Annotated in this window: 29 protein-coding genes and 1 tRNA gene; 5 read left to right on the forward strand and 25 right to left on the reverse strand. The window is 70.1% G+C overall.

Going from position 1 to position 24404, the window contains the following annotated elements; all coding sequences use genetic code 11:
* The first annotated feature begins 79 nt into the window (after nucleotides 1-79).
* The 3 genes from OEIGOIKO_RS29185 to OEIGOIKO_RS29195 are packed head-to-tail and all read left to right on the forward strand — an operon-like array spanning nucleotide 80 to nucleotide 2532.
* A complete protein-coding gene (locus OEIGOIKO_RS29185) occupies nucleotides 80-1216 on the forward strand; it encodes a sensor histidine kinase (RefSeq protein WP_246177581.1) in 1137 nt (378 codons plus the stop codon).
* Nucleotides 1207-1863 (forward strand): response regulator transcription factor, encoded by a 657-nt coding sequence (locus OEIGOIKO_RS29190; protein WP_030023151.1) that lies wholly within the window; start codon nucleotides 1207-1209, stop codon nucleotides 1861-1863. The genes OEIGOIKO_RS29185 and OEIGOIKO_RS29190 overlap by 10 nt, the downstream gene beginning before the upstream one ends.
* 9 nt (nucleotides 1864-1872) lie before the next feature.
* Entirely contained in the window at nucleotides 1873-2532 is a 660-nt protein-coding gene (locus OEIGOIKO_RS29195) for an O-methyltransferase (protein WP_125056535.1), read from the forward strand.
* Between the two features lie 98 nt (nucleotides 2533-2630).
* On the opposite strand, the gene OEIGOIKO_RS29200 is transcribed toward OEIGOIKO_RS29195, so the two are convergent.
* From OEIGOIKO_RS29200 to OEIGOIKO_RS29225, 6 genes are all read right to left on the reverse strand, one after another.
* On the reverse strand, nucleotides 2631-2849 hold the full coding sequence (locus OEIGOIKO_RS29200) for an FmdB family zinc ribbon protein (protein ID WP_031003538.1): 219 nt from the start codon (nucleotides 2847-2849) through the stop codon (nucleotides 2631-2633).
* Nucleotides 2850-2911: 62 nt separating this feature from the next.
* Nucleotides 2912-4003: a sugar kinase gene (locus OEIGOIKO_RS43120; protein ID WP_281288398.1), complete on the reverse strand. Its 1092-nt coding sequence runs from the start codon at nucleotides 4001-4003 to the stop codon at nucleotides 2912-2914.
* 101 nt (nucleotides 4004-4104) lie between these two features.
* Nucleotides 4105-4725, reverse strand: a complete 621-nt coding sequence (locus tag OEIGOIKO_RS29210) for a bifunctional 4-hydroxy-2-oxoglutarate aldolase/2-dehydro-3-deoxy-phosphogluconate aldolase (protein WP_125056537.1) — start codon at nucleotides 4723-4725, stop codon at nucleotides 4105-4107.
* Between the two features lie 121 nt (nucleotides 4726-4846).
* The gene (gene dgoD / locus OEIGOIKO_RS29215) at nucleotides 4847-5992 is read right to left on the reverse strand and encodes a galactonate dehydratase (protein WP_125056538.1); all 1146 of its coding nucleotides are present in this window, start codon (nucleotides 5990-5992) and stop codon (nucleotides 4847-4849) included.
* Nucleotides 5993-6121: 129 nt separating this feature from the next.
* Nucleotides 6122-6769 carry a DUF4383 domain-containing protein gene (locus OEIGOIKO_RS29220; protein WP_125056539.1) on the reverse strand — a complete coding sequence of 216 codons (648 nt, stop codon included), beginning with the start codon at nucleotides 6767-6769 and terminating at the stop codon, nucleotides 6122-6124.
* A 284-nt stretch (nucleotides 6770-7053) separates the two neighbouring features.
* Complete coding sequence (locus OEIGOIKO_RS29225) at nucleotides 7054-8448, reverse strand: hypothetical protein (protein WP_125056540.1); 1395 nt, start codon at nucleotides 8446-8448, stop codon at nucleotides 7054-7056.
* Between the two features lie 177 nt (nucleotides 8449-8625).
* Here OEIGOIKO_RS29225 and OEIGOIKO_RS29230 point away from each other — a divergent pair.
* A tRNA-Val gene (locus tag OEIGOIKO_RS29230) sits at nucleotides 8626-8697 on the forward strand.
* A 782-nt stretch (nucleotides 8698-9479) separates the two neighbouring features.
* Here OEIGOIKO_RS29230 and OEIGOIKO_RS29235 read toward each other — a convergent pair.
* The 4 genes from OEIGOIKO_RS29235 to OEIGOIKO_RS29250 form a co-directional block, all read right to left on the reverse strand.
* Nucleotides 9480-9869, reverse strand: coding sequence for a recombinase family protein (locus tag OEIGOIKO_RS29235; RefSeq protein WP_125056541.1), 390 nt, complete (start codon nucleotides 9867-9869; stop codon nucleotides 9480-9482).
* A complete protein-coding gene (locus OEIGOIKO_RS29240; protein WP_125056542.1) occupies nucleotides 9866-10318 on the reverse strand; it encodes a hypothetical protein in 453 nt (150 codons plus the stop codon). Before OEIGOIKO_RS29240 ends, OEIGOIKO_RS29235 begins: the two co-directional genes overlap by 4 nt.
* Before the next feature lie 87 nt (nucleotides 10319-10405).
* Nucleotides 10406-11248 (reverse strand): helix-turn-helix domain-containing protein, encoded by an 843-nt coding sequence (locus OEIGOIKO_RS29245; RefSeq protein WP_125056543.1) that lies wholly within the window; start codon nucleotides 11246-11248, stop codon nucleotides 10406-10408.
* Nucleotides 11245-11982 carry a DUF6879 family protein gene (locus OEIGOIKO_RS29250; RefSeq protein ID WP_125056544.1) on the reverse strand — a complete coding sequence of 246 codons (738 nt, stop codon included), beginning with the start codon at nucleotides 11980-11982 and terminating at the stop codon, nucleotides 11245-11247. Before OEIGOIKO_RS29250 ends, OEIGOIKO_RS29245 begins: the two co-directional genes overlap by 4 nt.
* Nucleotides 11983-12159: 177 nt before the next feature.
* On the opposite strand from OEIGOIKO_RS29250, the gene OEIGOIKO_RS29255 reads away from it, so the two are divergent.
* Nucleotides 12160-12363, forward strand: a complete 204-nt coding sequence (locus tag OEIGOIKO_RS29255) for a hypothetical protein (protein ID WP_125056545.1) — start codon at nucleotides 12160-12162, stop codon at nucleotides 12361-12363.
* 43 nt (nucleotides 12364-12406) lie between these two features.
* On the opposite strand, the gene OEIGOIKO_RS29260 is transcribed toward OEIGOIKO_RS29255, so the two are convergent.
* The 15 genes from OEIGOIKO_RS29260 to OEIGOIKO_RS29330 form a co-directional block, all read right to left on the reverse strand.
* Nucleotides 12407-12673 (reverse strand): hypothetical protein, encoded by a 267-nt coding sequence (locus OEIGOIKO_RS29260; protein ID WP_125056546.1) that lies wholly within the window; start codon nucleotides 12671-12673, stop codon nucleotides 12407-12409.
* 12 nt (nucleotides 12674-12685) lie between these two features.
* A complete protein-coding gene (locus tag OEIGOIKO_RS29265) occupies nucleotides 12686-12934 on the reverse strand; it encodes a holin (protein WP_125056547.1) in 249 nt (82 codons plus the stop codon).
* A 10-nt stretch (nucleotides 12935-12944) separates the two neighbouring features.
* Nucleotides 12945-13811 (reverse strand): N-acetylmuramoyl-L-alanine amidase, encoded by an 867-nt coding sequence (locus tag OEIGOIKO_RS29270; RefSeq protein ID WP_246177583.1) that lies wholly within the window; start codon nucleotides 13809-13811, stop codon nucleotides 12945-12947.
* An 11-nt stretch (nucleotides 13812-13822) separates the two neighbouring features.
* Nucleotides 13823-14308 carry a hypothetical protein gene (locus OEIGOIKO_RS29275; RefSeq protein ID WP_125056548.1) on the reverse strand — a complete coding sequence of 162 codons (486 nt, stop codon included), beginning with the start codon at nucleotides 14306-14308 and terminating at the stop codon, nucleotides 13823-13825.
* 3 nt (nucleotides 14309-14311) lie between these two features.
* The gene (locus tag OEIGOIKO_RS29280; RefSeq protein ID WP_218040015.1) at nucleotides 14312-15514 is read right to left on the reverse strand and encodes a hypothetical protein; all 1203 of its coding nucleotides are present in this window, start codon (nucleotides 15512-15514) and stop codon (nucleotides 14312-14314) included.
* Complete coding sequence (locus OEIGOIKO_RS29285) at nucleotides 15514-16668, reverse strand: hypothetical protein (protein ID WP_125056549.1); 1155 nt, start codon at nucleotides 16666-16668, stop codon at nucleotides 15514-15516. Before OEIGOIKO_RS29285 ends, OEIGOIKO_RS29280 begins: the two co-directional genes overlap by 1 nt.
* 19 nt (nucleotides 16669-16687) lie before the next feature.
* Nucleotides 16688-17545, reverse strand: coding sequence for a phage distal tail protein (locus tag OEIGOIKO_RS29290; RefSeq protein WP_125056550.1), 858 nt, complete (start codon nucleotides 17543-17545; stop codon nucleotides 16688-16690).
* A 2-nt stretch (nucleotides 17546-17547) separates the two neighbouring features.
* Nucleotides 17548-21132, reverse strand: coding sequence for a phage tail family protein (locus OEIGOIKO_RS29295; protein ID WP_125056551.1), 3585 nt, complete (start codon nucleotides 21130-21132; stop codon nucleotides 17548-17550).
* Between the two features lie 13 nt (nucleotides 21133-21145).
* On the reverse strand, nucleotides 21146-21295 hold the full coding sequence (locus tag OEIGOIKO_RS43600; protein ID WP_359874247.1) for a hypothetical protein: 150 nt from the start codon (nucleotides 21293-21295) through the stop codon (nucleotides 21146-21148).
* Nucleotides 21268-21780: a hypothetical protein gene (locus tag OEIGOIKO_RS43125; protein WP_246177587.1), complete on the reverse strand. Its 513-nt coding sequence runs from the start codon at nucleotides 21778-21780 to the stop codon at nucleotides 21268-21270. The genes OEIGOIKO_RS43600 and OEIGOIKO_RS43125 overlap by 28 nt, the downstream gene beginning before the upstream one ends.
* 83 nt (nucleotides 21781-21863) lie before the next feature.
* Complete coding sequence (locus tag OEIGOIKO_RS29310; protein ID WP_125056552.1) at nucleotides 21864-22436, reverse strand: phage tail protein; 573 nt, start codon at nucleotides 22434-22436, stop codon at nucleotides 21864-21866.
* A 33-nt stretch (nucleotides 22437-22469) separates the two neighbouring features.
* Complete coding sequence (locus OEIGOIKO_RS29315; RefSeq protein WP_125056553.1) at nucleotides 22470-22832, reverse strand: hypothetical protein; 363 nt, start codon at nucleotides 22830-22832, stop codon at nucleotides 22470-22472.
* Complete coding sequence (locus tag OEIGOIKO_RS29320; protein ID WP_125056554.1) at nucleotides 22829-23281, reverse strand: hypothetical protein; 453 nt, start codon at nucleotides 23279-23281, stop codon at nucleotides 22829-22831. Before OEIGOIKO_RS29320 ends, OEIGOIKO_RS29315 begins: the two co-directional genes overlap by 4 nt.
* Complete coding sequence (locus OEIGOIKO_RS29325; RefSeq protein ID WP_218040016.1) at nucleotides 23281-23733, reverse strand: HK97-gp10 family putative phage morphogenesis protein; 453 nt, start codon at nucleotides 23731-23733, stop codon at nucleotides 23281-23283. The genes OEIGOIKO_RS29320 and OEIGOIKO_RS29325 overlap by 1 nt, the downstream gene beginning before the upstream one ends.
* The gene (locus tag OEIGOIKO_RS29330) at nucleotides 23733-24401 is read right to left on the reverse strand and encodes a hypothetical protein (RefSeq protein ID WP_218040017.1); all 669 of its coding nucleotides are present in this window, start codon (nucleotides 24399-24401) and stop codon (nucleotides 23733-23735) included. The genes OEIGOIKO_RS29325 and OEIGOIKO_RS29330 overlap by 1 nt, the downstream gene beginning before the upstream one ends.
* Between the last annotated feature and the right edge of the window lie 3 nt (nucleotides 24402-24404).

The following is a 24404-nucleotide window of genomic DNA, read 5'->3' on the forward strand; positions in this document are numbered from 1 at the left end:
GCACATTGCGGAAAACCGCACGGAACACTGCGGTTTTCCGCAGTGCGACGGTGCCGGCGCAGCCACTAGCGTCTCGATCATGCGGGGGATGGCACGGCGCGGGATGCGCCTCACGGTCGGATTGTTGGTCGGCGCGGGCACGGTGGCGGTCGAGCTGCCGTTCATCGTGCTCTCGGGAATCGCGCTGCTCTGCGTCTTCGTCTGGCCGCGCGGGAGACGCAAGGTGCTGGAGCCGGTGATGGCCGTGGCCCGGTGGCTCATCGAGTCGGCGCGCCGCCGCCTGCAGTTCGGCGGCGCCGACTTCGCCTACGGATACGACGACGAGCGTGCGCTCAAGTACCTCGCGGTCCGCTGGCTCCTGGGGCTTCTCGGCGCGGGTGTGGTCTTCGCCGCGCTCACGGGGGCGACCATAGTCCTCTGGGCGTCGACGGTATGGACGTTCACGCATGTCGAGCATCCGGTCGACGTCGCGGAGACCGGCGTGGGCGCCCTGTTCCTGCTCTTCCTCAGTCTGCAAGCGGTGTTCGGGGTGGCGGCCCTGGAAGCCCGGCTGGCGCGACACTTCCTCGGCCCCACACACGAGAGAGAACTGAAACGCCGGGTCGCGGAACTGGCCTCCAGCCGAGCCGGAGTCGTCGCAGCGGTCAATGACGAACGCCGCCGCATCGAGCGCGACCTGCACGACGGTGTCCAACAGAGGCTGGTGGCCCTCGGCATGCTGCTCGGTCGCGCGGTGCGCAGCAAGGACGAGGCCCATGCGGTGGAACTGCTCCGACAGGCCCACGCCGAAAGCCGCCAGGCCCTGACCGAGCTGCGCGAGGTCGCCTGGCGTATCTACCCGACGGTGTTGGACGAAGCAGGCTTGCAGGCCGCTCTGGAAACCGTCGCGGAGCGCTCAGCGGTCCCGGTCCGGCTGACCTGGCGCCTCACCCGGGAGCCCGAGGCCGCCGTGGCGACCGTCGCCTACTTCGTCGTCTCCGAGGCGGTGACCAACGCGGTGAAACACTCCTGTGCTGAAGGGATAACCGTCACCGTCGACCGGAACGGGAACATCCTGTCCGTCCGGATCCAGGACGACGGCTGGGGCGGTGCGAATGCCTCGGGAAGCGGGCTGTTCGGGCTGGCCCGCCGGGTCGCCGCCCTGGACGGCCGGTTACGGGTGGACAGCCCGGTCGGCGGACCCACCACGATCACCGCGGAGTTGCCGTGCGCGTAGTGCTTGCCGACGATTCGACCCTGCTGAGGGAGGGCCTGGTGCGCCTGCTGACGGAAGAGGACCACGAGGTGACAGCCGCGGTCGCGGACGCCGCCGAACTGATGACCGTGCTGGAGCGCGCACCGGCGGAGCAGCGGCCCGACGTGGTGGTCGTGGACGTACGGATGCCTCCCACCCACACGGACGAGGGACTGCGAGCGGCGGTGCAGATCCGTGAGCGCTGGCCGGATGTCGGCGTACTCGTCCTCTCGCAGTACGTCGAGCGGCGGTACGCCACCGAACTGCTGACGGAGGACAGTGAAGGGGTCGGCTATCTGCTCAAGGACAGAGTCGTACAGGTGGACGAGTTCTTGGACGCACTGGAACGGGTCGGCTCCGGCAAGGCGGCCTTCGACTCGGAGGTCGTACGCGTCCTGTTCTCCCGCAGCAGCCGCACCGATCCGCTGAACTCGCTCACGGCACGTGAGCGTGAAGTGCTCGCCCAGATGGCCGAAGGCCACACCAACGCCGCCATCGCCGGGAGGCTGCACATTTCGCAGAGCGCGGTGGAGAAGCACACCAACGCGATCTTCGACAAGCTCGGCCTGGCGGGCACTTCGGGCTACTCTCGCCGCGTTCTGGCTGTTCTGCGCTATCTGGGGACCTGAGGAGCACCGGTGACCAAGAGCAAATCCACCGCGATCACGGAGGAGCTGTACGACTACGTCCTCGCGCACAACCCGCCGCTGGACGCCGTCCAGCGGAAGCTGGTGGAGACCACCTACCAGCGTTTTCCCGACGAGGCGCAGATGCAGTCGGCCCAGGAGCAGGGCCCGCTGCTGGCCTTCCTGGCCCGTCTGTGCACTGCGCGCCGCATCGTGGAGGTCGGCACCTTCACCGGCTTCTCCACCCTGGCGATGGCCCAGACCCTGCCCCCGGACGGCAAGCTGATCGCCTGCGACGTGTCCGAGGAATGGACGGCATACGGACGTGAAGCGTGGGAGACAGCCGGCGTCGCTGACCGGATCGACCTGCGCATCGCACCGGCACTGGACACCCTGCGGACGCTGCCCGCCGAGCCGCACATCGACTTCGCCTACCTGGACGCGGACAAGGGCAACTACATCCCCTACTGGGACGAGTTGGTGCCGCGCCTGCGGCCGGGTGGGTTGATCGTCGCGGACAACGTCCTCTTCGGCGGCACCGTCACCGACCCGCAGGCGACAGGCGCAGCCGCGGCGATCAGGGAGTTCAACGACCACGTCATGGCGGACCAGCGGGTAGAGGCGGTGATACTCACCGTGGCAGACGGACTGACGGTGGCACGCAAGCTGTGACGGCTGGGTGCGGATGCGGCCCCGGAGCGACCGTTGGCAAGCCGAAACCATCGGTGCCACCGGCGCCCCGGTGCCACCGGAACTACCGGTGACCGGTGCTACCCGCAGCATCCGCCTCCGCAGCAGCCACCGCCTGAGCCGCCGCCGGGGGCCGGAGCAGGAGCGGTGGCCGAGCCGCCGACGGCGACCGTGGAGAGCAGCTTGACCGTGTCCTCGTGCCCGTCCGGGCAGGTGGCCGGGGCGGAGGACTCGGCCATCGGGCGGTTCAGCTCGAAGGTCGAGCCGCAGGAACGGCAGCGGTATTCGTAACGAGGCATGGCGACAGATTAGCCCGCGAGCGGGGGAGAGGGGGCGGGGCGTGGAGAGGAAGCGGTCCGGGTCAACGTACGACCGTGCCGGGAGGCGCGCCGAGAAGGTCCAGTTCGGCTCGGGTGGGAGCGCCCTCCCAGTCACCGGGCGAGGCGACCGCGAAGGCGCCGGTCGTCACGCCCCGTTCGAGGCGTCCGGCGATCCCTTCGCCGTCCAGCAGAGCGGAGAGGTACCCCGCCACGAAGGCATCACCGGCGCCGACCGCGTCCACGGCCCGCACGGCTACGGCCGGCTGGTGCAGCGAGCCGCCACCGGCGTCCTGCGCGTCGCCACCGGCGTCCTGCGCGTCGCCACCGGCGTCCTGCGCGTCGCTCGGAGCCTCCGCGCAGCGTGCGCTGCTTGTGCTTCCGGCCGGAGCGCCAGGGCGGGACGGGCGTGCGTAAGAGGTGGCGCCGGCCGCGCCGAGTTTGACGGCGACCTCCTGAACGCCGGCAGAAAGCAAGGCTCGGGCTTGCGCACCGGTGTCGGTCGGGGAGCCGGGCGGGAGGCACAGCGGCAGCTCGTCGGCCGAGGCGATCAGGAGGTCCACGTACGGCATCCAGTTCTGCAACTCCGCCGATGCCTGGTCGGCCGACCACAACCGGGCGCGGTGGTTCACATCGAGGCACACCATGGCGCCGTGGTCGCGGGCCAGTCGAAGGGCATGCGTCGAGGCCGCGCGGGCAGTGGGGCTCAACGCCGGGGTGATGCCGGTCAGATGGAGAATCCGAGGTACGGCGGTGGCAAAGGCCCGGTCGAGAACGTCCGGAGACAGGCGAGAGCCGGCCGAGGCCGCGCGGTAGTAGTGCACCCGTGTCAGGTCCGGCAGTCGGGGCTCGAAGAGAATCAGGCCGGTCGGAGCGCCGGCGTCCTTCCAGGCTCCGGAGACGTCCACCGCTTCCGCCCGCAGGGTACGGAGCACGAGCTCCCCGGCCTCGTCGTCCCCGACCGCACCCACCCAGCGCACGGTGTGGCCGAGCCGGGCGAGACCGATGGCGACATTGCTCTCGGCCCCCGCGATGGAGACGTCCATCGTGCCGCCCAGCTTCAGCGGTCCGCTGCCGCGCAGCGCGACCATGGTTTCGCCGAAGGTGAGGACGCTGCCGCCATCGCACGCGCCCACGCCACCACGCGGGCCCACGCCGCCACTCGGGTCGACTCCAGCACTCGGGCCGGGACCGGCGCCGTCGGACGTTTCGGGTGCTGCGCGTTCCGTGCCCGCGCTCATCCGCCGCACACCGAGAGGAAGTCGGCTGCGCGGGTGCGGAGGGCGGCCAGATCGCCGCCGTCCGCGGCGTCTCCGACCAAGGGCGAGCCGACTCCCACAGCCACCGCTCCGGCGGCCAGGTAAGCACGGGCCGCTGCCGCGTCCACCCCGCCGACCGGCACGAACGACGCGTCCGGGAACGGCGCGCGGAGCGCCTTGAGGTAGTCGGGACCGCCGACCGAGGCCGGGAAGAGCTTCAGAGCTGTCGCTCCCGCGACATTGGCAGCGATCACTTCGGAGGGGGTGAGTACCCCGGCGAGAACCGCCAGGCCGAGACGTACGGAAGTGTCCAGGCCCGCGCCCAGACCGGGCGTGACGGTCAGGTTCGCTCCGGCCTCGGCGGCGCGTTGGGCGTCGTCGGCGGTGAGTACGGTTCCGGCGCCGAGCCAGGCGTCAGTGCCCAGCTCGGCGCGGGCCCGGTGGATGACGTGAAGTGCGTCGCGCCCGGTGAGGGAGACCTCGATCAGGGAAACGCCTGCTTCGGCGAGTGTCATGACCGTACGGAACGATGCGTCGGCGTCCGTGCCACGGATGATGGCGACCAGACGGGAGGTCCGTAGCGCGTCGGCGAAGTTCATGCGATGGATCCGTGCCTCTCTGATGCGCGGGGATGCGTGTTTCGGTGCGCGTTCTGTGGCGTGCGCCGAGGTATCGCCGCTGTGTCCTTGTGCGGCCTGCTGGTCGGGGCGCGGTTGCCGGTCACCACTCGGCGAACGAACCGTCCGCGTGACGCCAGACCGGGTTGCGCCAGGCGTGCCCCTGCCTGTCGGCGGCCCGTACGGCCGGCTCATCGACCGTCACGCCCAGTCCTGGGCGGTCGGTGCGCAGGAGAAAACCGTCGTGGAAACGGAAGGGTTCCGGGTCGGCCACATAGTCGAGCAGTTCGGCGTCCTGGTTGTAGTGGATGCCGACGGACTGTTCCTGGATGAGGAAGTTGGGGGTGGTGAAAGCGACCTGAAGACTGGCGGCGAGGGCGACCGGGCCGAGGGGGCAGTGCGGCGCGAGCTGGGCTCCGTACGTCTCCGCGAGGGCGGCGATCCGGCGCAGTTCGGAGATGCCGCCCGCGTGCGAGATGTCCGGTTGGACGATGGCGACACCTGCTTGGAGAGGAGCGAGGAACTCCTGGCGGGTGAAGAGACGCTCGCCCAGGGCGAGCGGGATGTTGGAGGCGTTGACCAGGTCGGGAAGTGCGTGCGGGTAGTCGCAGAGCACGGGCTCCTCGACGAACATCGGTGCGTGCTCGGCCAGGAGAGGGAGGAGGCGGCGCGCGTTGGCGGGCGAGACCCGGCCGTGGAAGTCCAGGCCGAAGTCCCGCGCATCACCCAGTACGTCTCGGGCGGTCTCGGCCCGGCGCAGGCAGTCGCGTACCTCCGCGCGGGTGGCGACGGGCGACATCCGCCCGCAGCCGTTCATCTTGACGGCGGTGAAGCCCGCCTCGACCTGGGCGGTCAGCGCGTCCCGGATCTCGTCCGGTTCGTCGCCTCCGACCCAGGCGTACGCGCGGACCCGTTCCCGTACGGGGCCGCCGAGGAGTTGGTGGACGGGTACGCCGTACCGCTTGCCCTTGATGTCCCACAGGGCCTGGTCCAGCCCGGCGACCGCGGAGGAGAGCACCGGTCCGCCGCGATAGAAGCCGCCCTTCGTCATGACCTGCCAGTGATCCTCGATGCGCGACGGATCTTGGCCGAGGAGGTACTCGGACAGGACCTCGACAGCGGCGCGTACCGGCTCCGCACGGCCCTCGACCACCGGCTCGCCCCAGCCGACGAGGCCGTCGTCGGTCTCCACGCGGACGAACATCCAGCGTGGCGGAGCCAGGAACGTCTCGACACGGCTGATCTTCACAGGCCGCCGCCCTTCCTCTGATCGTGGCTGGTCAGAGGCTGGCACGTGGGGCGGAGGTTATCAATCGGTGGGTGGATGCGAAGGAGAGAGGGCGCGGAAGAGCCGATCACGTCACCCGTGCTGACCGTGTCACACCGCATGCCTGCGGTGTTTCGGGCGGCGGTGGCGGCCGCCGGTGGCGGTCTCGTGCCGTGGTGACACATGAGCGCCGGTACGGGGCGGGGGCGGGACAGGGCGCCGGGGCTGACGCTGCGCCACTTCCGGGTGCCGGGCGCGCCAGTACGGGTTGTCGTGCGGCAGGCCGCCGGAGACCCGTCCGTACATGCCGAAGACCAGCAGCATCAGGCCGACGAAGAAGCTGAACAGTACATTCTGGATGCGGAAGGCCAAATAGTTGAAGCCGGTCTCCAGGATGGCGAGATTGATGAAGCCGCTCAGCAGGAAAGCCACTCCGAGCACGATGTTGAGCGTGGAGGCGAGGTTTCCGCCGATCACCATGCCGCCGAAGAGGACCAGGCCCACGATGATCGACAGCACGCTCAGCGCACCGTTGGTGTTCAGGCCCGCGACCGTGTCGCCGCCCGTGTCGAAGAATCCGATCTTGTTGATCAGTCCGAGAATGCCGAAGGCGACGAGCACCAACCCCATCAGCCCGGCGCCGAACCGGTACACCGTGCTGAGCCGGTGATCGACGGGCAGATGTTCGTCGAGCCGTGTGTGCCGCACCTTGCCGCGCAGCGTCCGGGTGGGCCCGTGCAGGGCCTGGCCAGCGTCCATGTTCCGGCCTCCTTAGCGCGATGAACCGCCTGGGCCGTGCCTGACACCAGCATCCGCCCGTACCGGGCGTAACGCCATAGCGCCTGGTCACGGGGTTGGGCGGGGAGGGGAGGAGGAGCCGCCGGAGCGACGGGGCGGGGTGCTGGCGAGCCGGTGTATCGGCGTATCGCTTACTGGCGTGCCGACATGCCGACGTGCCGACGTGGTGGCGTGCCGACGTGCCAACGAGGTGGCGTGCCGATGTGATGGCGTGCCGGGGACGAAGGGCTGGGACCGGAACCGACTCAGCCCGCTGCGCCGCCGCCCCGTTCGTCGCGGATCTCCTGGACGACGCGGGTCGCGGTCTGCCGTACCGCCTCCGTCTCGGTCAGGAAGTGCCACCAGTCCGGATGCCGCCCCTCCAGACCGGCGATCGCGCGCTCCAGGCGCGCCACCGCATCGTCCAGCGGCCGTGCGTGCCGCGGATCGGGCGTACTGCGTCCGGCCATCGCCAGACGCTGCGCGTCCCGCACGGCGAAGCGCGTACGCTCGACCTCCTTCTCACGATCGAAGGACACCTCGTCCAGCCGCCGCAGCCGGTCGCCGGCCGCCGAGACCGCCTCGTCGGTGGTGTTCAGCAGGGCCCGCACGGTCGCCAGCAGGCTCGTGGCGTCGGCCCAGCGCTGCTCGTCCCGTGCCCGCTGGGCTTCCCGCACCTTGCTCTCGGCCTGGGCGACGGCGTCGGCGGCCTGGTCCGGTACGTGCTGGAGGTCCTGCCAGCAGGCAGCGCTGTACCGCCGCCGCAATTCGCTCAGTACGGGATCGACCTTGCTCGCCCGCGTCGTGATGGCCTGCGCCCGGGTACGCAGCGACACCAGCCGCTTGTCGATCTCCGCGGCCTTCTCGGGCAGCCGCTCGGCCTCGGTCCGTACGGACTCGGCCTGGCGCAGTACGTCGTCGGCGCGCCGGATCGTCTCCTGCACGCCGTGCTGACCGGCGCCCTGGTTCAACTTGGTCAGCTCGGGCGACAGGGCGGCCAGCCGGGCCGCCAGATCGTCGGCCTTGAAGTCCTGCGCCCGGACGGCGTCCAGCGCGTTGCTCGCCGCGAGCAGGGCCTGCCGTGCCCGTTCCACCGCTGGTGCGAGCCGCGCCAGCTGCGTTTCCGCGGTCTGCAGGAGCGGGCCGAGCCCCTGCGCGAACCGGTCGAGGTCGGCCTTGACCCGCTCCAGTTCCTCCTTGGCCCGGGTCAGGTCGGCGCGGGCCCGCGAGGCGGCACCGGCGTCGAGGTCGTCCCGGTCGAGATCATGGGCGTCGACAGCGCTGATGTAACCCTGGCTGACTTCGTCGATGCGCCGCCCGAAGTTCTCGTAATCCTTCGCGGCGCGTGCGGCGGCCGGCGAACTGTCGACCGCCGTGATCGTCTCTATGGAGATCCGCAGATCGCGCTGTGCTGTGTCCAACTCGTAGAACGCCGCAGCCGCGGCGTCCTTCGCGGCCTGCGCGTCCGCCCGCTGGCTCTCTCCGCGCCCGAACCAGCGCCGCGTACCGCCACCCGCGAACGCGGCCGGCGCCGCGGCCGCCAGCAAGGGCAGCGGCAGCAGGAGCAGAGTCATCGTGTCCCGGAACGCGCCCCCGCGGGGGCGACGGCGTACTGCACGGCGTGCTCGCTGCTCGTGCGGCTGCGTGTGTGTCGCCGTCACATCCCTCTCCCGATCGCATCGCCCCAGGCCCGGCTGCCATTCTCCCACCCAGTGGGAACGAATACAGGGCCCGGTTGGTTCGCGATCTCGGGGGCTGGTTCCCCAGGCCGCCGCCGGAGCCGGCACCCCTGGTTTGTGAAGCAGCCCGGGAAGCAAGGTAGTCTGTCGGCTCAGCCAGGGCGCATAGCTCAGCGGTAGAGCGCTGCTCTTACAAAGCAGATGTCACAGGTTCAAATCCTGTTGTGCCCACAGGGTGCTAGTCCGCAGGTGAGCGGCTAGATCGAGGCCCCCAACCATGATCGGTTGGGGGCCTTTTCGATCTTGGGAGTCCACTAAGAGTCCACATTCCCATGAGCATCTTCCTCAGCAGGGGGTGGCTCGGGCGGAAGATCCGCGTACAGTGCGACGTACGAGAGGGGCGGGCGTGCCTCCCCACACCGCGCCTGACACGCACCTCTCACCACCTGTGGTGCTCTGGCGGGGAGGCCGGACCCACAGGCGCGGCCCCGCCGAACCTATCGGCGGGGCCGTCTGCATCCCAACGTAGACCGGCCCGCCCCTGAGCGGGACGGGCCGGGACGCACTCGACTACATCGGTGCGTCTAACGGCGCGATCTGGCGGACACGCATACGCCAGCCGCACCGTTTCGTGAACCGCGGCGTGCGCCTGCGGTCGGAATATGTGTACCGGGAATACTTCAAACGGCAACCATCTTTTGTGCGGCGGGCCGGCCGCGCGACCAGCGACCGACCCGCCTTCCCGCGCCGCTCCATGGGTGGACACACTCGGCGCGGGAGCCAGGAGAACGGCTGCCCGGCGGACGAGACCGAGCAGCCGCCCTGCGCCGCACCGCAGCGGCGCTGCGGGCGGACGGTCCCAGACCAGTCGGCCCGCCTTCCCGCGCCGCTACGTGGTGGTGCGCACGGCGCGGGGGTCGACCTATGTGCGACCGCACCCGAGGCTGATGCCGACCGCGAGGGCCGCCGTCAGAGCAGTCAGCACGACGATGTACGCCACCACGAGCCGACGATCACGCATCGCCGCGGCCGACGAGCACGGCATGTGCTCGCTCGTCGGACTCGTCGAACGTCGTCGCGCAGTACCCGCCGACCTGCGCGACACGCTGCTGGAGAGCGATGCGCTGGTCCGGGTCACGGGCAAGCCGATCCCAGGTGTGCACCAGACAGATCACCGTCCGCCGGTCGGCCTGCGTTTTCATGATCTGCAGCAGGGCGGAGAACTCCGGGCGGTGGTCCGGGTCCAGCGCGTTCTGCCCGCGATCGATCCACACGCCTGCGACCTGCCAGCCATGCCGCAGGTGGGCGTAGTGGTCGCAGCCGTTCAAGCGCATGGCGAGGTAGGGGCTGCTCGTCGCGAGGTTGCGGTCATAGATGAACGCGAGGGGCGGCGGGGTGGTCATCGGAATGCCTCCGCGGAGAGAGAGCTGGTCGGGCCGAACACGACGCCGAGCGCGATCGGGTCGGTGAGCTTGCCGGTACCGTCCGGCGCCTCCAGCCACCCACGGCCGTACAGGCTGTGCCCCACCTCGGGGCAGAGCAGCGGCCACCGGGCCGGGCGGACGGTGAGCGCGGGTATGTCGTCGAGATGGTCCTCGGCGCTCACCTCAGTGAGCCACCACGCGCGCCGGGCCTCAGTGGAGACGAGGACAGGGCCCAGAACACCGGCGCGACCGAGCGGGCGCATGGCGTCGACAGAGCGCAGGAGGTCGGCTTCGACGACACGCCATACGTCCGACCGCACGGCCGCCAGCCCGTCGGCCGCCCACACCCTACGTAGGGCCGCAGGCTGGTCACTGCACTGTGCGAGCCAGGCCGTACCGGCCTCAGCCGCAGTCGGCTTGGTCGTCATAGGAGGACCGTAGAGCGGCCGATTGCGCGTCTGCTCGGCGATTGCGCGGGATTGCGAATCCGAGGGTCGGGTTGCGGGAATTGCTGCTCAGGACAGGTCGAGAGCCGCCCGCGCGCGGGCGATGAGGCGGTGTGCCTGGTGGCCGTACACCGCCGCCTCGTCGAGCCAGTCCCACGCCCGCGCGTACAGGGCGAGGCTGTCCGTGTCGTCGAGCCACAACTCGGCGTGGATCGTCTCGACGATCACCAGCCGCGTGTCGTAGATCCAGAACCCGTGGGCCGGCGTGCGCCGCAACTGCGCCGCGAAGGGGATGATCCCGAGATCCACGGTGTCCAACCCGATGAGGGAGATGAGCCGATCGAGCTGAGCGGCCATGACCACGCGCGGACACACAAGGGTGTGGAGGACGCCCTCCCAGACGAGGAACCGGAACCGCCGGCCGGGCTCGTACAGCGCATCCTGCCGCTGCATCCGCTTGCGGACCGCGTCCTCGGTGTCCCGCGGCGACTGCCGGAACTCCGCAAGTGCAGTGAAGAGGTGCCGCGCATACTCGGCAGTCTGGAAGAGACCCGGGATGCGGGCCACCTCCAGCCCCCGGATCGAGCGGGTCTTTGCAGTCTCGGCGATCGCCAGTTCCTGCCGGGCCCGGTGGCCGCCGGCGAGTTGGCGGCGCCACGAGCGGTAGTGCGTCTCCAGCCCGTTCAGGCGACCGATCAGCTCCGCCACCGCATCAGGCCGTCCGACGGCGTCCGCCCAGGCACGGAGATCCGCGGAGGTCGGCGTCTGTTTCCCGAGTTCCAGGCGCGAGACCTTCGACGCCTGCCAGCCGAGCCGGGCCGCGAAGTCCTTACCGTTCATGCCGCCCTCAGTGCGCAGCTCACGGAGCCGGGCGCCGAGGGTGGCACGGGATGTCAGGTAGTCGGAACTCACATGGTGGAACGTACCCGCTTATGGAACTCAGCCGTCGGGACAGCGTGGTGCCATGCCGCATCGCGTGCCTGGCAGGCGGCCAGCACCTCGGCCGGGTCTTCGGAAACGATGACGCCGAGGGTGGTGTCCTGCTCGTCGAAGACGAAGCGGACGAGGACGCGGGAGTCGAAGAGCCAGAAGTCCCAGTCGGGCAGGCCGAGCTGTTCGGCCTCGGCCCGGGGCAGGTTGCGGATGTCCTCGCCGGCCGCGACGTTGCCGAGGCCGCTGGCCAGCAGGAAGCGCTGCCCCTCGGTGGGCGGGTCGTCGACCAGCCGTACGCGCTCGAAGCGCTTCCCGCGCTTCGTCTGCTCGCGCACGTTCACCCGCCACTCATTCTCTTCCGCAGCGATGTCCTCGCCGCGCTGCCAGCGCTCCCACTTCGGGGTGCCGCGGTCGGACGCGTAGCCGCGGCGCGTCTCCAATCGCCACGCGGTGTGCTTGAAGGTGCGGAAGAGGGGCGCCACCTCAGCGAAGGGAACCATGTCGCGCGGCGCGGACCGCGGGGCGAAGCGGACGAGCAGGTCGCGGGGGACGGTCACGAAGGTCTCCGACTCCTTCACGTCCCGCAGCTCGGCGAGGTGGCTGGGGTCGGTGACGCGGTCGCCCTGGACGAGGATGTCGTCCGTGCCCTCAATTTCGTACAGGGTGGGGCAGTCGCCGTCGTCGCTGGTGGTGCCGATGAAGCGGAGCGTCATGTGAGTCCTCCCGCGGTTGGGTGCGCCCTTCAGGATGCGCGGAATGCCGCCGTCCTGCTTGGCGATTGCGGGAGATTGCCTGACTCCGAGGCCGAAGCCCGGATTGCGCGCATGGGCGGGCCCGTGTCGCGCTGCCACGAGGGCGGAAATCAAGCCACCGAAGCGTAATATCGGCCAGTGACTATCGAACTCACAGACGAATTGATCAAGGCGGAGATCGCCGCTTGGGCTGAGATCCAGGCAGGCGAGCTGACGGTAGAGACCGCCGAGCGGGTGCAGTCGGCCATCACCGCACATGCTGAGGCGACCGGCCAGAGCAGGTACGAGGTGGAGAAGGCCCTGAAAAAGCGGGTCAGGCACCCGGACCCCGAGGCTGAGTAGCCGCACGCCCCCGCTCCGCCGAGACGGCAGGGCGGGGGCGCGGTCAGCGGCCAGCGGCGGTCCAGATCGTGACCGCCGCCCCGACCACCGACACCAGCACCGCCAGCGAGGGCAGTGGCCAGCGGCTCCGCTCCAGCGCATCGAGCCTGGACTCGTGATCGGCGATGGCCCGGTCGGTCTGGTCAGAACGCTGCACCAGAAGAGCGAGGCTCCCGTCGACGCGGGCGAACCCTACGTCGACAGAGCTACGCAGGCGCTCCAGCTCGACCGCCACGGCGGCCGGGTCCGACGGCGACGGGTGCGTCGTCATCAGCAGCACCTCCTACGGAATGAGTCTCGGCGTACGGTCGACCGCGGACTCCGTGACGCCGGGCCCGACCGTGCCACCGCCGCTGGCAGCTATGGCGGTGAGCAGGGCCAGGAGCGCGGCGAGCCCGGCGGCGGACAGGGCGCCGAGCCACGGGGCGTCGATGACGCCGGTCGCGCCGGCGCCGAGAACGGCGAGCAGCGCCTGGGCGAAGGTGCGGACGACCCGCTCGAAGGTGGCTTTCCAGAATGCAGCGGTGTTCATGGGGTTCCTCTCAGGAGTCGGTGTCGAGCCGGTCGGTGATGGTCTTGAGCGCGGCCTCGATGTGGTCGAGGCGGGCGAGGGCGGCGTCGAGGCGACTGAGGAGCGTCACCTGCCGGTGGTCGGCGTACCGCAGATACGTTCCTGCCTGCCGCGTGGGGTCCGGGCCCTTGTCGATGGGGTTGATCAGTTCGTACGCCCAGATTTTCTTCACGTCGGCGTCGGTGAGTGCCACGGTGTGCTCCTCGGGGGTAGTGGGGGTGCTGGGCTTTCCGGCGAGGCGCCTGGCGATCCGGGCGCGCATGGGCGGCATGGTGAACCCGCGCGGGTCGACCTTGTCCTTGGACCACTCCAGGTGGCCGATCACGCTCTTCGCAGTCCAGCCGTGCGCTCGGCAGATCGCCGCCGAGACGCGCTCGATGGCGTCGAGCTGCGCGGCGGGCCACGGGTCCTTGCCGTTGCCGAGGTTGATGCACTCGAAGCCGTAGAAGGCGTGGTTGCCGTCGGTGCCGTCGAGGTTGCCCCGGGTCGGGCGGGATGGTGCCGTGCCGTACGACTCGTCGGTGACCTGCCGCAACACCGTGGGACAGCCACCTCCGGCGTGGTTCGCGCGGCCGTAGCCGACGAGGTGCACCGTGCCGTCCTTGGCGATGACGCCGTGGCACAGCGGGCCTGGCAGGCTGCTGTACCCGTCACGGCAGAGCTGCACGGACGATGCGGTCCCGGACGACACGGTGTGGTGCACGACGATGCCGTGCACCGGGCCCCAGGCGCCCCGGCTGTTGCGGTTGTGGGCGCGCCAGTTGCCGACCTCAATGACACGGACACCCTCGGATCTGAGCGCCGCGAGGAACCGGTCTGCGGACAGGGGTGGGGCCATGATGCTTCCTCTCAGAGTTGGCGGGCGAAGCGCGGCGCGGACCCGATAGCCCCGCCACCGCCGTACCGCCCGCCGGTCGTGGCGCCCGAAGTCCGGCGCGTCTGGATCTGGATCTTGAGGTCGGGGGCGCCGCGATACGGGCCGAGGTCGAGGGACACCGTCGGCAGGGCGTACGTCGCGGACGCAGGCACCGCCCCGGAGCCGACGACGGCCGCGCCGTCGTTCACCACGACCTGCCACGCACCGCCCGTGTACACGCTGCCGACGAGGTCACCGATGAACACCAGGCCAAGGGACACCACGGCGGCGCGCGGGGTGATGATCGTCTCCCACGTCGTGGCGAAAGCCGCCGTGTCCTCCCAGAACAGGCCGTGGCTGGCCGTCGGGAAGAACGGGATCTCCGACGTGGTCCGCCCCACCCGTTCGAGCTGAGCCAGCCTCTCCTCCAGGATCGCCAGCCGCTCCATCGGGTCCCGCTGCTTCGCGTACTGCGGCATCGCCTACACCGCCCCGCACTTCAGCGTGACCCGCTCGGCCCCCGCGCCAGCCGTCGCCTCGATGGACAGGATGCGCAGCTCCGCCGACCGGCCGGCCGGGCTCTGCCCGTCCGGCTCGATCACGAACCGCGCCACGTCGCCCACGGTGTACGAGCCGTACACGGGGTCGGCGTCCGCCATCACCTCGAATGACGGCTGCACGTCCGCCCTGGTCCGGGCGGCGAGGTCGGCCCGTGCGGTCGCGTCCAGCCGCGCCTGCTCCAGCACGTCCGAGTAGGTCGTGACGGTCTCGATCAGCGGGTACCCGGCGGCAATCAGGTCGGCGGCCGGCTGAACGCTGACCAGCTTCGCTTCGCCGTTCCCGGCGCCGAGCGCGCTCACCTCGGTCGCCAGCTCGGTCCCGTTCTCCGGCCAGTCGTAGCTGAGGATGCTGGGCTCGGGCCCGCCGTTGGAGAACACGAGCCCGGACTCGGCGGCCGACTGACGGCCGCGCCGCGGATACCAGACGCGCATCCGACGCACCCGAGACGGCGCGTCGTTGTTGCCGGGCTGCGTCCAGAACGTCTCGATTCCGAAGTCGAACCCGTTGTCGCTCTTGGCGAGGGCCGCGATGGCGTCGTAGATGGCGGGCCGCTCGTAACCGAAGTAAGTGATCGTGGGGAAAATCCCGGTGTTCGGCTCCGCGATCATGCTGGTGATGTCGATGCCTATCGATCCGCCGGTTTGCACCTCGGCGTACTTGAGTAGCGACCACACGATGAAGCGCTGGTCCGGGTACAACTTCTGCCCGTCCGGCACGTACGCGGGATTGAGGATCACGCTGGTGTCCGTGCTGAGCGTCGTCTTCACGTACCGGCGCTGGAAGTACGACAGGAACTCGCCCGCTTGGATGGCCTTGCCGCCCTCGGCGCGATCCCGCGTCCACAAGATTCCGCCCCACACGAGAACGCCGTCCCGGTCCACGTACACCGCGGTCCGGCCCGGCCGGGTGGCGGTGTCGGGGTCAAGCGGCAGGGTGTCATCGGTGTACGGCACGACCGCGCTCAGCGAGCCGATCCCGTTCAACTCGGTGCTGTACTTAACGTCCCGGAGCGGCAGCTCGGCGAGGACCGTATCTGTGCGCAGGTCACAGAACAGGTACGTGTACGTGTGCGCCTGCTGCTCCATGCCGATGGTGAGGTCAGGCGCCATGTCGAGGAGATCCATCACGCCACCCGCTGTACGCGCAGCCACGATTCCGCACGCATGACTGTCGCTGTGCTGTTGCTGGCGGCCTGCGACCACACCACCGAGCACGTCCCCGACGTGCCCGCCGTACGCACGATGCCGCGCAGGTGCAGCGTCTCCTCCCCGCCGTCACCGCCGTACGAGCGCGGCTGAGTCGAGGCGATGGTGTTCGGGTTGAGCCGGACCGTGTACCCCTCGACGCCGCTCGCCGGTGGCACGCCGCGTCCGAAGCCCACCGCGGACCACGACCCTTCGACTCCGCTGGGTCCATTGAGCGCGATGTTGATGTCCCCGGTGGTGCCCGCCGTATACACGAGGTAGGCGTCGACGGTGTACGTCGAGTACACCGCGACGGGCACGGACAGGTGGGGGTCGGGGGTCATCGCCTCCGTGTTCGCGCGCGAGGTGTCAGAGGTCTTGCGTGCAAACCCGCCCGCCCCGACCCCGAGAATGAGCGGCGCATAGCTGCCGTCAGAGCGGCCATACGCGAAAAGGTCGGCATCGGACAGGTAGACGACCTGCCCGGGATGCAGCCGGTTCGGCATGATCGAGGCAGGCACCGGCAGGATGCCACCAGCGGCGACGGTGTAGTTGCGGTGATCGGAGATGTTCGCCGCGGTGACGCTCGTCTGCCCCGGGGACACCAGCACGGACCCGAGGAGCACCGCCGAGGACGGCAGGGTCGGCAGAACAGCGGCGCCCGCCGACGCGGCGTACACCCCCTGAATCACTTCGAGGCGCCACTCGGAGACACTGCCGCTGGTCTCGGCGTCGTACACCGACGCGACGATCGCGTCCCGCCGGTACTGCCCGGCGCCGCCCGCCGGCGCAATGGTGAGGATCTTGTCGGCGTCGTTGACGCAGGTGTATGCCCCGAACCCGCCGACATCGTGGTTGTCCACCCAGCAATACCCCGCACTGACGATCACCGTCATGTTCGGTGTAGCCGCGGGACGCACCTTGAGCTGGTAATTCTGGTAACTGGGCTTCACGCCCTGCCGGATGCGCAGCGGCGCCGACTCGTCGGCCGCGAAGCCGGGATAGCAGAGCATCGACGAGATGGCTCCGAGCCGGTCGTTGCGGGCGGGGTAGCTGCCCGCCTGCATCCACGTCGGCGGATTCACTTCGGCCACGACGGGCCCTCCTTCGCTGTCACAGGCTGGTGTCCCGCCACGTCACGGTGAGCGTGCTGGTCTGCCCCGGGGCGCCCGGCAGGGCAGCTCCTCTGAAGGCGAGTTCGTTGTCACCCGGCGTCAGTACCGGCCACGCCGACCCTGCCCGCACCCAGTCCCGGCGCGGCGCCGACCCCATCAGCAGGACCGCCCGCGTGCGGGTGTCGATCACGAGGTATTCCCCGGGCTGGAGCGTGCCGGACAGGGCGAGCGTGGCGCCCGAGCCGATGTGCTCGACGATGGGCTGCGCGACCGGACCGTCGATCCGCAGCTGTGGATATGCTTCGCTATCCCCCGAGTTGGAGATGGTCAGACGGCCGGATGACCCGGCGGCCCCGTACACCCGCGGGAAGGTCAGCGGGTACGTGCGGCCGGCCGACGGGCTGTACGCCGTCGTGGTCGCGGTGTGCTCGGCGAGGGAGTACAGGCGCGGGTCGGGGCAGTACCACTCGATGGCGGCGGTGCCGGTGCGCCACAGGTAGTGGGCGTCGTACGGGATGCTCCGCTTTCTGACCTTGCCGTACGCGAGGAGATCCCAGTCGAGGAACTGAAGCGGCGCCGGGCTGCGGCCGGGCTGTGTCGCCGCGCGAAGTGCGACCTTCAGTGCGCGGAGGTGGGACGGGTCGTCGCCGCGGATGGCCAGCCCGAGCTGAATCACGCGGGCCCCGGTGAAGTCCGGGCCCGAGTAAGTCCCGTGCTGTGCCGGCCGGTCGGTGTCGTCGCCGCGTACGTCCGGCAGGTCGTCGATATCGGGCAGAGCCTCGATGCCGTACGGCGTTCCGGGGCCGAACAGCAGGTCGCCCCACTGGATACGGCCGATGGCCTCGGACGAGGGCATGGTCACCGCCTCCCTACGAGGCCAGCCCACGACAGAGCGCGCAAGATGCCGTCCGGGGTGGCGTCGGTGCTGTAGAGGTTGAAGGTGTTGTTCGTCGGCCCGGCGCCCGCTGACGCGGCAGCCAGGGCCCCCGGCGCGGGAACGGCGGTAGCGGCACTGGCGGCGCCGGTCGCGGCACCAGCCATCGCGGCGGACGCCGCCGCGACAGCACCGGTCGTGGCGAGCATTCCGCGGCGCAGGCCCTCGCCGGTCTGCCGCCCGATCTCCGCGAACACGCGGGACGGCGACCGGATGCCGAGGGCCTTCTTGATCGCGGATTGCATGCCCTTGGCGATGCGGAGCATCTGCGCCTCGATGGCCTTCTGTGAGACCTTGATGCCGTTGACGAGGCCCTGAGCGGCGCGGATGCCGGAGCCGTACATCTGGTCGGCGACCGTGCTGCCCACCTTGTTGGCGGCCGTGGTGAGCTTCGCCTGCAAATCGTTGATCCGCTTCAGCTCTGCCGGGGTGGCCCGGTTGAGGGCGTCGGCGGTGGCCGACCCACCTGCGACACCAGCGTCGGCGATCTGCTGGAGTAGGTCTCCGCGTACGCCCTTCTTCTTCAGGGCGGCGAGGGTGTCGGCGAATTTCTGCGTCTTCTTCAAGGACTGCTGGAGGCCGACGGTGATCGCCGAAGCGCTGTTGACCTGTTCGTGTCCGGTGACGATGTTCGCCTCGCCGAGGGCCTTGTTCGTGGCCTCCTGCGCCGCCTTGTTCCGCTCAGATACGAGGTCGTTGAGCTTCTTCGTGGCCTCCGACAGACGCTTGGCCGCAGCATCACGCCGCAGGGCGAGGCTGACCAGGGCGGCGTTGTCCTTCTTGACCTGCGCGAGCAGCTTCGACAGGCCGCCCCGCTTCTTCCGGTTGCCCGCGTTGACGCTGATCGCGCGCTCGATCAACGTCGTGACCTGCGCCAACTTCGACTTCAGGGAGGAGGTCGACGCGGTGATGCCGTCGATCAGGCCCTTGATCAGCGTCTTACCGGCTGGGGTGAGGAGCGATGCGTCCTTGCGCTTCGGGCCCTTCCAGTCCGGGATCATCGCGGTGAGCCGTCCCAGTACGGCCTGGACTCCGCCGATCGCCGACTCGATGCCGCGGATGAACCCTCGGACGAGGGAGGCGCCAGCGCTCCGCAGCACGCCGCCGAGGTCACCGAGCGCGGAGAGTGCGCGGCCGGGCAGGCCGCGCAGCCATCCCACGGCGTCGCTGATGCCTCTCTCCAGGAAGGACCGGAAGTCGCGGGCGGCTTCGCTCGCCTTCCGGCCCAGTGAGCCAGGCAGGGAGGAGATCGCGTTGAGCGCCTTGCCGGGTAGGCCGGTGAGCCACGAGACGATGCCGCGGACCATGTCGGGGATGACGCTGTGACCGACGAGGTGGTCGTACAGCCACTCGAACGGGACGCTGATCGCCTTGACGAGCGCCCGGACGGCGGCGATGCCGGGGCCGAACGCGCTCCCCAGCCCGTTGATGAAGCCCACCAGCCCCTGAATCGCCGGGACCGCGTACTGCCGGATGGCGACCACCGCGAACTGGATCAGGACGGTGGCGATGCGCAGAATGGGCTGCACCAACGGGAGCACGGCGGGCAGCAGACCCGCGATGAGCTGCGTCCCGAGCTGCATGATCGCGGGGAGCAGCGGCGCCACGGCTACGAGCACCTGTCCGATCGCCTGGCCCATGGCGCCCATCGCCTGCGCGATCTGCGGGGCGAGGGGGGCGAGGCTCTTGAGGATCACGACGAGCTGATCGGCGGCCCCGGTGATCAGTTGCGCGATGACCTGCGCCAGGCCGGAGAGGACCGGTGACAGGTACGCGGCGATGCCCGTCGCGATCTGCGAGATGATCGGCGCGAGCGCGGCGAAGATTCGGCCGAGGGCGCCGAACACGGGGCCGAGTGCGGGCAGGATGGCGGCGACGATCTGCCCCACGGCCGTGATCAGCGGCGCGCACGCTACGACGAGCTGACCGACGGCGCCCGCCGCCTGCACTAGGACGGGGCCAAGCGCGCGGATCACGGGCTGAAGTGCGGTGCCGAGGGTCCGGATCAGCACCTGCGCAGGCGGGCCCAGCTTGGCGAGCACCTGCCCGACGACGCCGAGCGCCTGCGCGAGCAGCGGCCCTGCCGTACGGGCCAGCTGCGCCATAGTGGTGAACAGGGCCCGGAGACCGGCCTGCATCTCCGGCGACGCGAACGCCTGCCGCATGTGGCCGGTGATCGTCTGGAGCATGCCGACGAAGCCACCGCCGCTGACCTGCGCGGCCTGGAAGACGCTCGCGAAGATCGACGCGATGTTGCCCGCCACCTGGATCAACTGCTTGACCAGGCTGATCGCCTGCTCGATGGCCTGCCGCATCGCGCCGCTCTTGAACGCGGCGTCCATCTTCTGCGAGAGGGAACCGAGACCGGACGATGCAGCGTCACCGAGCCGCTTGAAGGCGGGCGCCGCCGCGGCACCGACCTGCACCAGCCCTTGCACCAGCACCGACGGCAGCTTGGAGAATCCGCTGAGACCGGCCGTCGCGCCCTTGAGCGCGGCGCCGAGCGTGCCGGACTGGCCGAGGTGCCGCGCGGTCGTCAGAACCCCGCTGGCCATCTGGTTGAGCGTCGTGGCCGACGAGGTGAGCGCCTGCCGGAACACGGGCAGCGTCGCCGATGCGGTGCTCTTGAGCTGCGTGTCCAGTCCAGCAAAGACGCGGTCCTGGACGCTGCGCTTGATCTTGTCCAGCTCGGGCGACATGGACCGTAGCTGCTGGACAAACGATTGTGCATTGGGGCTGAGCTTCTTCAGCGCCTCGGCGTACGCCTCCGGCTTCGACGGATCGAACGCTGCCGAGATCGCCTCCCCGACCCCGGAGAAAGCGATCTTGACCGTGCCCACGAGGGCGATCAACGCAAGCAGGCCCGTAGCCCCGACACCGGCGGCCGGCGCGATGCTGGCCAGAGTGGCGGACAGCCCAGCGACGAGCGGCATGACGGCGCCCACCGCCGCCGAGACCTTGAGGAACGAGGCCGAGATGCCGACGATGCTGCTGCCCATGGCGCCGAGCCGGGCCAGCGCGCCGCGCAGACGCTCGGTTGTCGCCTCGGAGTTGTGGGTGTCGACGTGGGCGTCGATCTCGATGTCGGTGTCGTCGACCGCACGCGCCGCCTCGCGGACCTCGGCGAAGTCAGCGAGCGCACCGCCGACGGCAGCCTGTACGGCGATGCTGGGATGCGTGCGCTGAAGCCGATCGAGGTGCGGCTCCAGCCTTTCCATCTGCCGGAGCGCGTCCTCGATGGAGATGTCGATGCCGATGCGCTGCTCGGACAGGCGCTGGATCTCGCGGCGGACGCGGTCGAAATCACGGTCCAGCTCGGTGGAGTCTGCATCGAGTTCGATCTCAGGCAGGTAGGCGAGCTGGTCCCGCAGCGTCTCCCGCAGCGAGTTACCCAGCGCCGCGCCAACGGAGGAGCCTTGCCGGGCGGCGTCCGCGATCACGCCGGATGTCCCTTGCAGGTTGACCTGCAAGTGCGAGACGAGGTTGGGGAGGTTGATCTCCTCAGCCATCGCAGGTCACCTCCTATGCACGGGCCATCGCGGCGAGGTCGAGCAGGCCGGGGCCGGACTGCTGCGGGGTGGTGTGGCCGCTGGTGCGGTGGGCGGCCTGGTGCTCGTCGGCCAGCGTGAGGAGCTGGCCGAGGGTCATGTCCCAGAAGGCGCCGGGCTGAATGTGGAGGGCACCGACGGCGAGGTAATAGCACTCAGACCAGGGGAAACGGTCGTCACCGGAGTCGCGGCGGTGGTCGCCGCTCCGTCGTTTCCCTGGCTCTGCAGAGCGCGTTCGAGGGCGGCGGTGAATGCGCTCGTGTACTCGTCGAGGCGGCCGGGGTGCAGCAGGTCGGCGAGGTCGGCGCCGTCGGTGCGGCGGCGGAACACGACATCGCTGACCTTGCGGTTGCCCTTGGCGTCCTGGTGCTCGCGGATGTGCGGCTCGAAGCCACCGGGCCCGAGGCTTCCGGCGCCGATGATCTGCATGAGCGGGCCGAACGCGGCGCCCTTGCCCGTGCTGTCGATCGCGTCCTGTACGGCGGCGACACTGCCGAAACGGGCTTCCAACAGGGCGAGGGCGCGGAAGCTGTAGCGGAGGGGGACGGTCGTGCCGTCGGTGAGGGTGATGGTCCCGCCCTCGGCGAGCAGGTCAAGGCCAGTGGTCATGTGCGTGTGCCCCTTGGTCAGTGCCGGGTTTCGGCCTGCGGATGGGTGGCCGGGCGGGCGGCCGGGCGGCGGCCCGCCCGCAGTCAGGTGGTGGCGATGGGGACGGCGGTCTCGTTGATGACCGCGCTGATCCACTTGCCGGAGGAGATCAGGGGGTTGGCGTCAGCCTCGAACGAGACGATGCGGTACTCCTCGTTCGCGAAGCCCAGCTCCGGGAACTTCGACAGGGTGCAGCAGTACAGTGTCCAGTGCAGGTCACCGCCGATGATGTCGACGCCGTTCGGCGGCGTGACTCCCTCGATCTTGAATGACGGCATGTCGGCCTGATCGCCAGTGAGGGTGAACTCCGACTTCTGCGCCGGAGTGGTGCCTGACTCGGTGACCGTGCCGGACGTGATGACGGCCAGAGCGGCGAGCGACAGCTTGGCGTGCTCGACCTTCACCGTGATGCCGGACAGCGTGCTGTTCGAGGCCAGCGGCCCGTTGTCGCCGCGGAGCTTCTTCGTCTCGATGTCCCCGCTGATCTCCATGGACTGGATGCCCGGAGCGTCGACCGCGGGCCCGTACGTAGCGGCCCCTCCGGCAGGGTCGGCGGTGAGCCTGAAGACCTTGGCGTCCTTGACGCTGTAGACCTTGGTGACGGGTGAGAGCGGCATGGTGGTGTCCTTCCTGGTGCCGGGGGCCGGCCCTTACTCGGCGGGGGTTGTCGTGGCGTCGCCCTCCGGCGGCACCGGCGGGTCCCACGGGTAGTCCGGCGTGGTCGACGGCGGCTTGTCGGGCGGGATGTCGCCCGGCACGACCGTCAGCGCGGCGCCCGGGATGTGGTCGGGGAGGTCGTCCAGGCGGCCGGCGTCCTGCTCGTAGATGCAGCCGTCGAGGAGGTAGTAGAGGTAGCCGGGCTGGCCCTCGACGCGGTGCACGGCGACGCCGCCGGTCTGCACCTCGGCGTCCGCCGGGACGCGGACCATCGGCCGGCCGGGCTGCGCGGGGATGCGCCGGTCGAGGCAGAGGACGACCTCGGCGCGATCGAGGCTGATGTACATGGAGGTCATGCGGGGGTCACCTCGGCGGAGAGCAGGCCGCGCCGGATCTCGACGGTGATCGAGACACGGATGCGATTGTCGGAGATGGGAAAGCGGTCCATGTCCCGGACGCGGACGGCGTGCACGGGTGCGGGATGGGCGGGGAGGCGGCAGCCGTGCAGCGCGTGAGCGAGGGATTCGGCGAGGCCGTACCGCTCGGCGTTCTTGGCGGTGCGGGCGCCGGTCTTGGTGCGCGCCCGCTGGACCAGGTCGACGGTCGCCACCTCGGTCACGTTGATCTCGGCGCTCGGATCGCCGAAGTCCCCGTTGGCCCGACCGTCGAGGCCAACGCTCACGGCCTCCTGCACCACGATGTACGGCTCGGCCTGCCCGTCCCGGGGCCCGTCGCGAAAGACGGGCACCCCGGAGCCGAGCGATTCGAGGTACGCCTTGATGGCGCCGCCGGTGGTCGCAGACATCAGCGGCCTCCCCGGATACCGGCCATGTGGAAGCGGAAGAAGAACGAGGTCTTCTCCACGGCCGGCCGCAGGAAGGGCCGGGCGGCGGTGCCGGGGTGGTTGACCTTGGCGACCGGGTGCGCGGCACCGGGCCAGTACAGGGCCTTGCGGTTCTTCGGCACGATGACGTGCGGCGCCGTGCCGTACTCGACCGCCGCCGCGTACGTCACGTTGGTGCCGACCTCGTAGCCGACACGGCGACCGCCGCCGGTCTGCCGCGCGACGATGGAGGAGCGGAGCCGACCGGTGTCGACCGGCGCCAGCCTCCTCGCTTCGTTCTGCACGTCGGTGCCGGTGCGCTCGACGGCGCGCTTCACGTCGTCCGACATGCGGCCGAGCCAGCGCCGGAGGCCACGCTCGTACGCGCGGGTGTCGATGCGGGCGGTGGCTCGGGTGTCGAAGTAGCGGGCCATCACACGCCCCCCAGCACGGTCGCGCCGCTGTTGAGGTAGGGGGCGAGGAGGGCGTCTACCTGCGTCGATCCGGTCGACGCGGCAGCCGAGACGACGACCGTCTCCGTGGCCGACTCGTCCTCGATGTGGACGTTGTTGCCCTCGTCGTCCACGTCGAGCCGCGGGTCACGGGCGGCGTCGGCGTCGGACGGCGCGGCCTGCGCCTGTACGTGCGCAGCGAGGAGCGCCGTGGCCTGCACGACCGTGGGCGGTACATAGGCGTACCCGAATTCCCCCTCGATGCGCACCTGCTCCGCGCCCCAGCCCTCGAACAGCGCGTGCCACCCGCCGTTCCACGACTCGGCCCCAGCGATCAGGTCGTCCCAGCCGCCCCACGCGAGGTGTACGGCGTCGACCTGTCCGAGCACGTCAGACGAGGTGACGCGGTACGCCGACGACGGGAGCGACGGGCGTTCGTACCCGTCGCAGACGGGCGTCACGGTGGTGACCGTGCGGACGCGGCGCGGGAGGAGCACCAAGCCGCCCGGCGCCACGTCCGCGACCACCGCCATCACAGTGGGCTCGAACGCCTGCTGCGTGTACGCGGTGATCCGCTCCATGGCAGCCGTGATCCACGCGGTGACCTCCGGGTCCGACCCGGTGCACCCCGCGGTGCGCGCCTGTGCCACGGA

Source organism: Streptomyces paromomycinus (assembly GCF_003865155.1).
GTDB classification, from domain to species: domain Bacteria; phylum Actinomycetota; class Actinomycetes; order Streptomycetales; family Streptomycetaceae; genus Streptomyces; species Streptomyces chrestomyceticus.

Excerpts from the sequence above, each read along its gene's own strand:
- OEIGOIKO_RS29185 (WP_246177581.1), top strand. The coding sequence starts at position 80 with ATGCGGGGGATGGCACGGCGCGGGATGCGCCTCACGGTCGGATTGTTG.
- OEIGOIKO_RS29200 (WP_031003538.1), bottom strand. The coding sequence starts at position 2,849 with ATGCCTCGTTACGAATACCGCTGCCGTTCCTGCGGCTCGACCTTCGAG.
- OEIGOIKO_RS29210 (WP_125056537.1), bottom strand. The coding sequence starts at position 4,725 with ATGAACTTCGCCGACGCGCTACGGACCTCCCGTCTGGTCGCCATCATC.
- OEIGOIKO_RS29220 (WP_125056539.1), bottom strand. The coding sequence starts at position 6,769 with ATGGACGCTGGCCAGGCCCTGCACGGGCCCACCCGGACGCTGCGCGGC.
- OEIGOIKO_RS29235 (WP_125056541.1), bottom strand. The coding sequence starts at position 9,869 with ATGACCACCCCGCCGCCCCTCGCGTTCATCTATGACCGCAACCTCGCG.
- OEIGOIKO_RS29240 (WP_125056542.1), bottom strand. The coding sequence starts at position 10,318 with ATGACGACCAAGCCGACTGCGGCTGAGGCCGGTACGGCCTGGCTCGCA.
- OEIGOIKO_RS29250 (WP_125056544.1), bottom strand. The coding sequence starts at position 11,982 with ATGACGCTCCGCTTCATCGGCACCACCAGCGACGACGGCGACTGCCCC.
- OEIGOIKO_RS29260 (WP_125056546.1), bottom strand. The coding sequence starts at position 12,673 with ATGACGACGCACCCGTCGCCGTCGGACCCGGCCGCCGTGGCGGTCGAG.
- OEIGOIKO_RS29265 (WP_125056547.1), bottom strand. The coding sequence starts at position 12,934 with ATGAACACCGCTGCATTCTGGAAAGCCACCTTCGAGCGGGTCGTCCGC.
- OEIGOIKO_RS29270 (WP_246177583.1), bottom strand. The coding sequence starts at position 13,811 with ATGGCCCCACCCCTGTCCGCAGACCGGTTCCTCGCGGCGCTCAGATCC.
- OEIGOIKO_RS29275 (WP_125056548.1), bottom strand. The coding sequence starts at position 14,308 with ATGCCGCAGTACGCGAAGCAGCGGGACCCGATGGAGCGGCTGGCGATC.
- OEIGOIKO_RS29280 (WP_218040015.1), bottom strand. The coding sequence starts at position 15,514 with ATGGATCTCCTCGACATGGCGCCTGACCTCACCATCGGCATGGAGCAG.
- OEIGOIKO_RS29290 (WP_125056550.1), bottom strand. The coding sequence starts at position 17,545 with ATGCCCTCGTCCGAGGCCATCGGCCGTATCCAGTGGGGCGACCTGCTG.
- OEIGOIKO_RS29295 (WP_125056551.1), bottom strand. The coding sequence starts at position 21,132 with ATGGCTGAGGAGATCAACCTCCCCAACCTCGTCTCGCACTTGCAGGTC.
- OEIGOIKO_RS43125 (WP_246177587.1), bottom strand. The coding sequence starts at position 21,780 with ATGACCACTGGCCTTGACCTGCTCGCCGAGGGCGGGACCATCACCCTC.
- OEIGOIKO_RS29310 (WP_125056552.1), bottom strand. The coding sequence starts at position 22,436 with ATGCCGCTCTCACCCGTCACCAAGGTCTACAGCGTCAAGGACGCCAAG.
- OEIGOIKO_RS29315 (WP_125056553.1), bottom strand. The coding sequence starts at position 22,832 with ATGACCTCCATGTACATCAGCCTCGATCGCGCCGAGGTCGTCCTCTGC.
- OEIGOIKO_RS29320 (WP_125056554.1), bottom strand. The coding sequence starts at position 23,281 with ATGTCTGCGACCACCGGCGGCGCCATCAAGGCGTACCTCGAATCGCTC.
- OEIGOIKO_RS29325 (WP_218040016.1), bottom strand. The coding sequence starts at position 23,733 with ATGGCCCGCTACTTCGACACCCGAGCCACCGCCCGCATCGACACCCGC.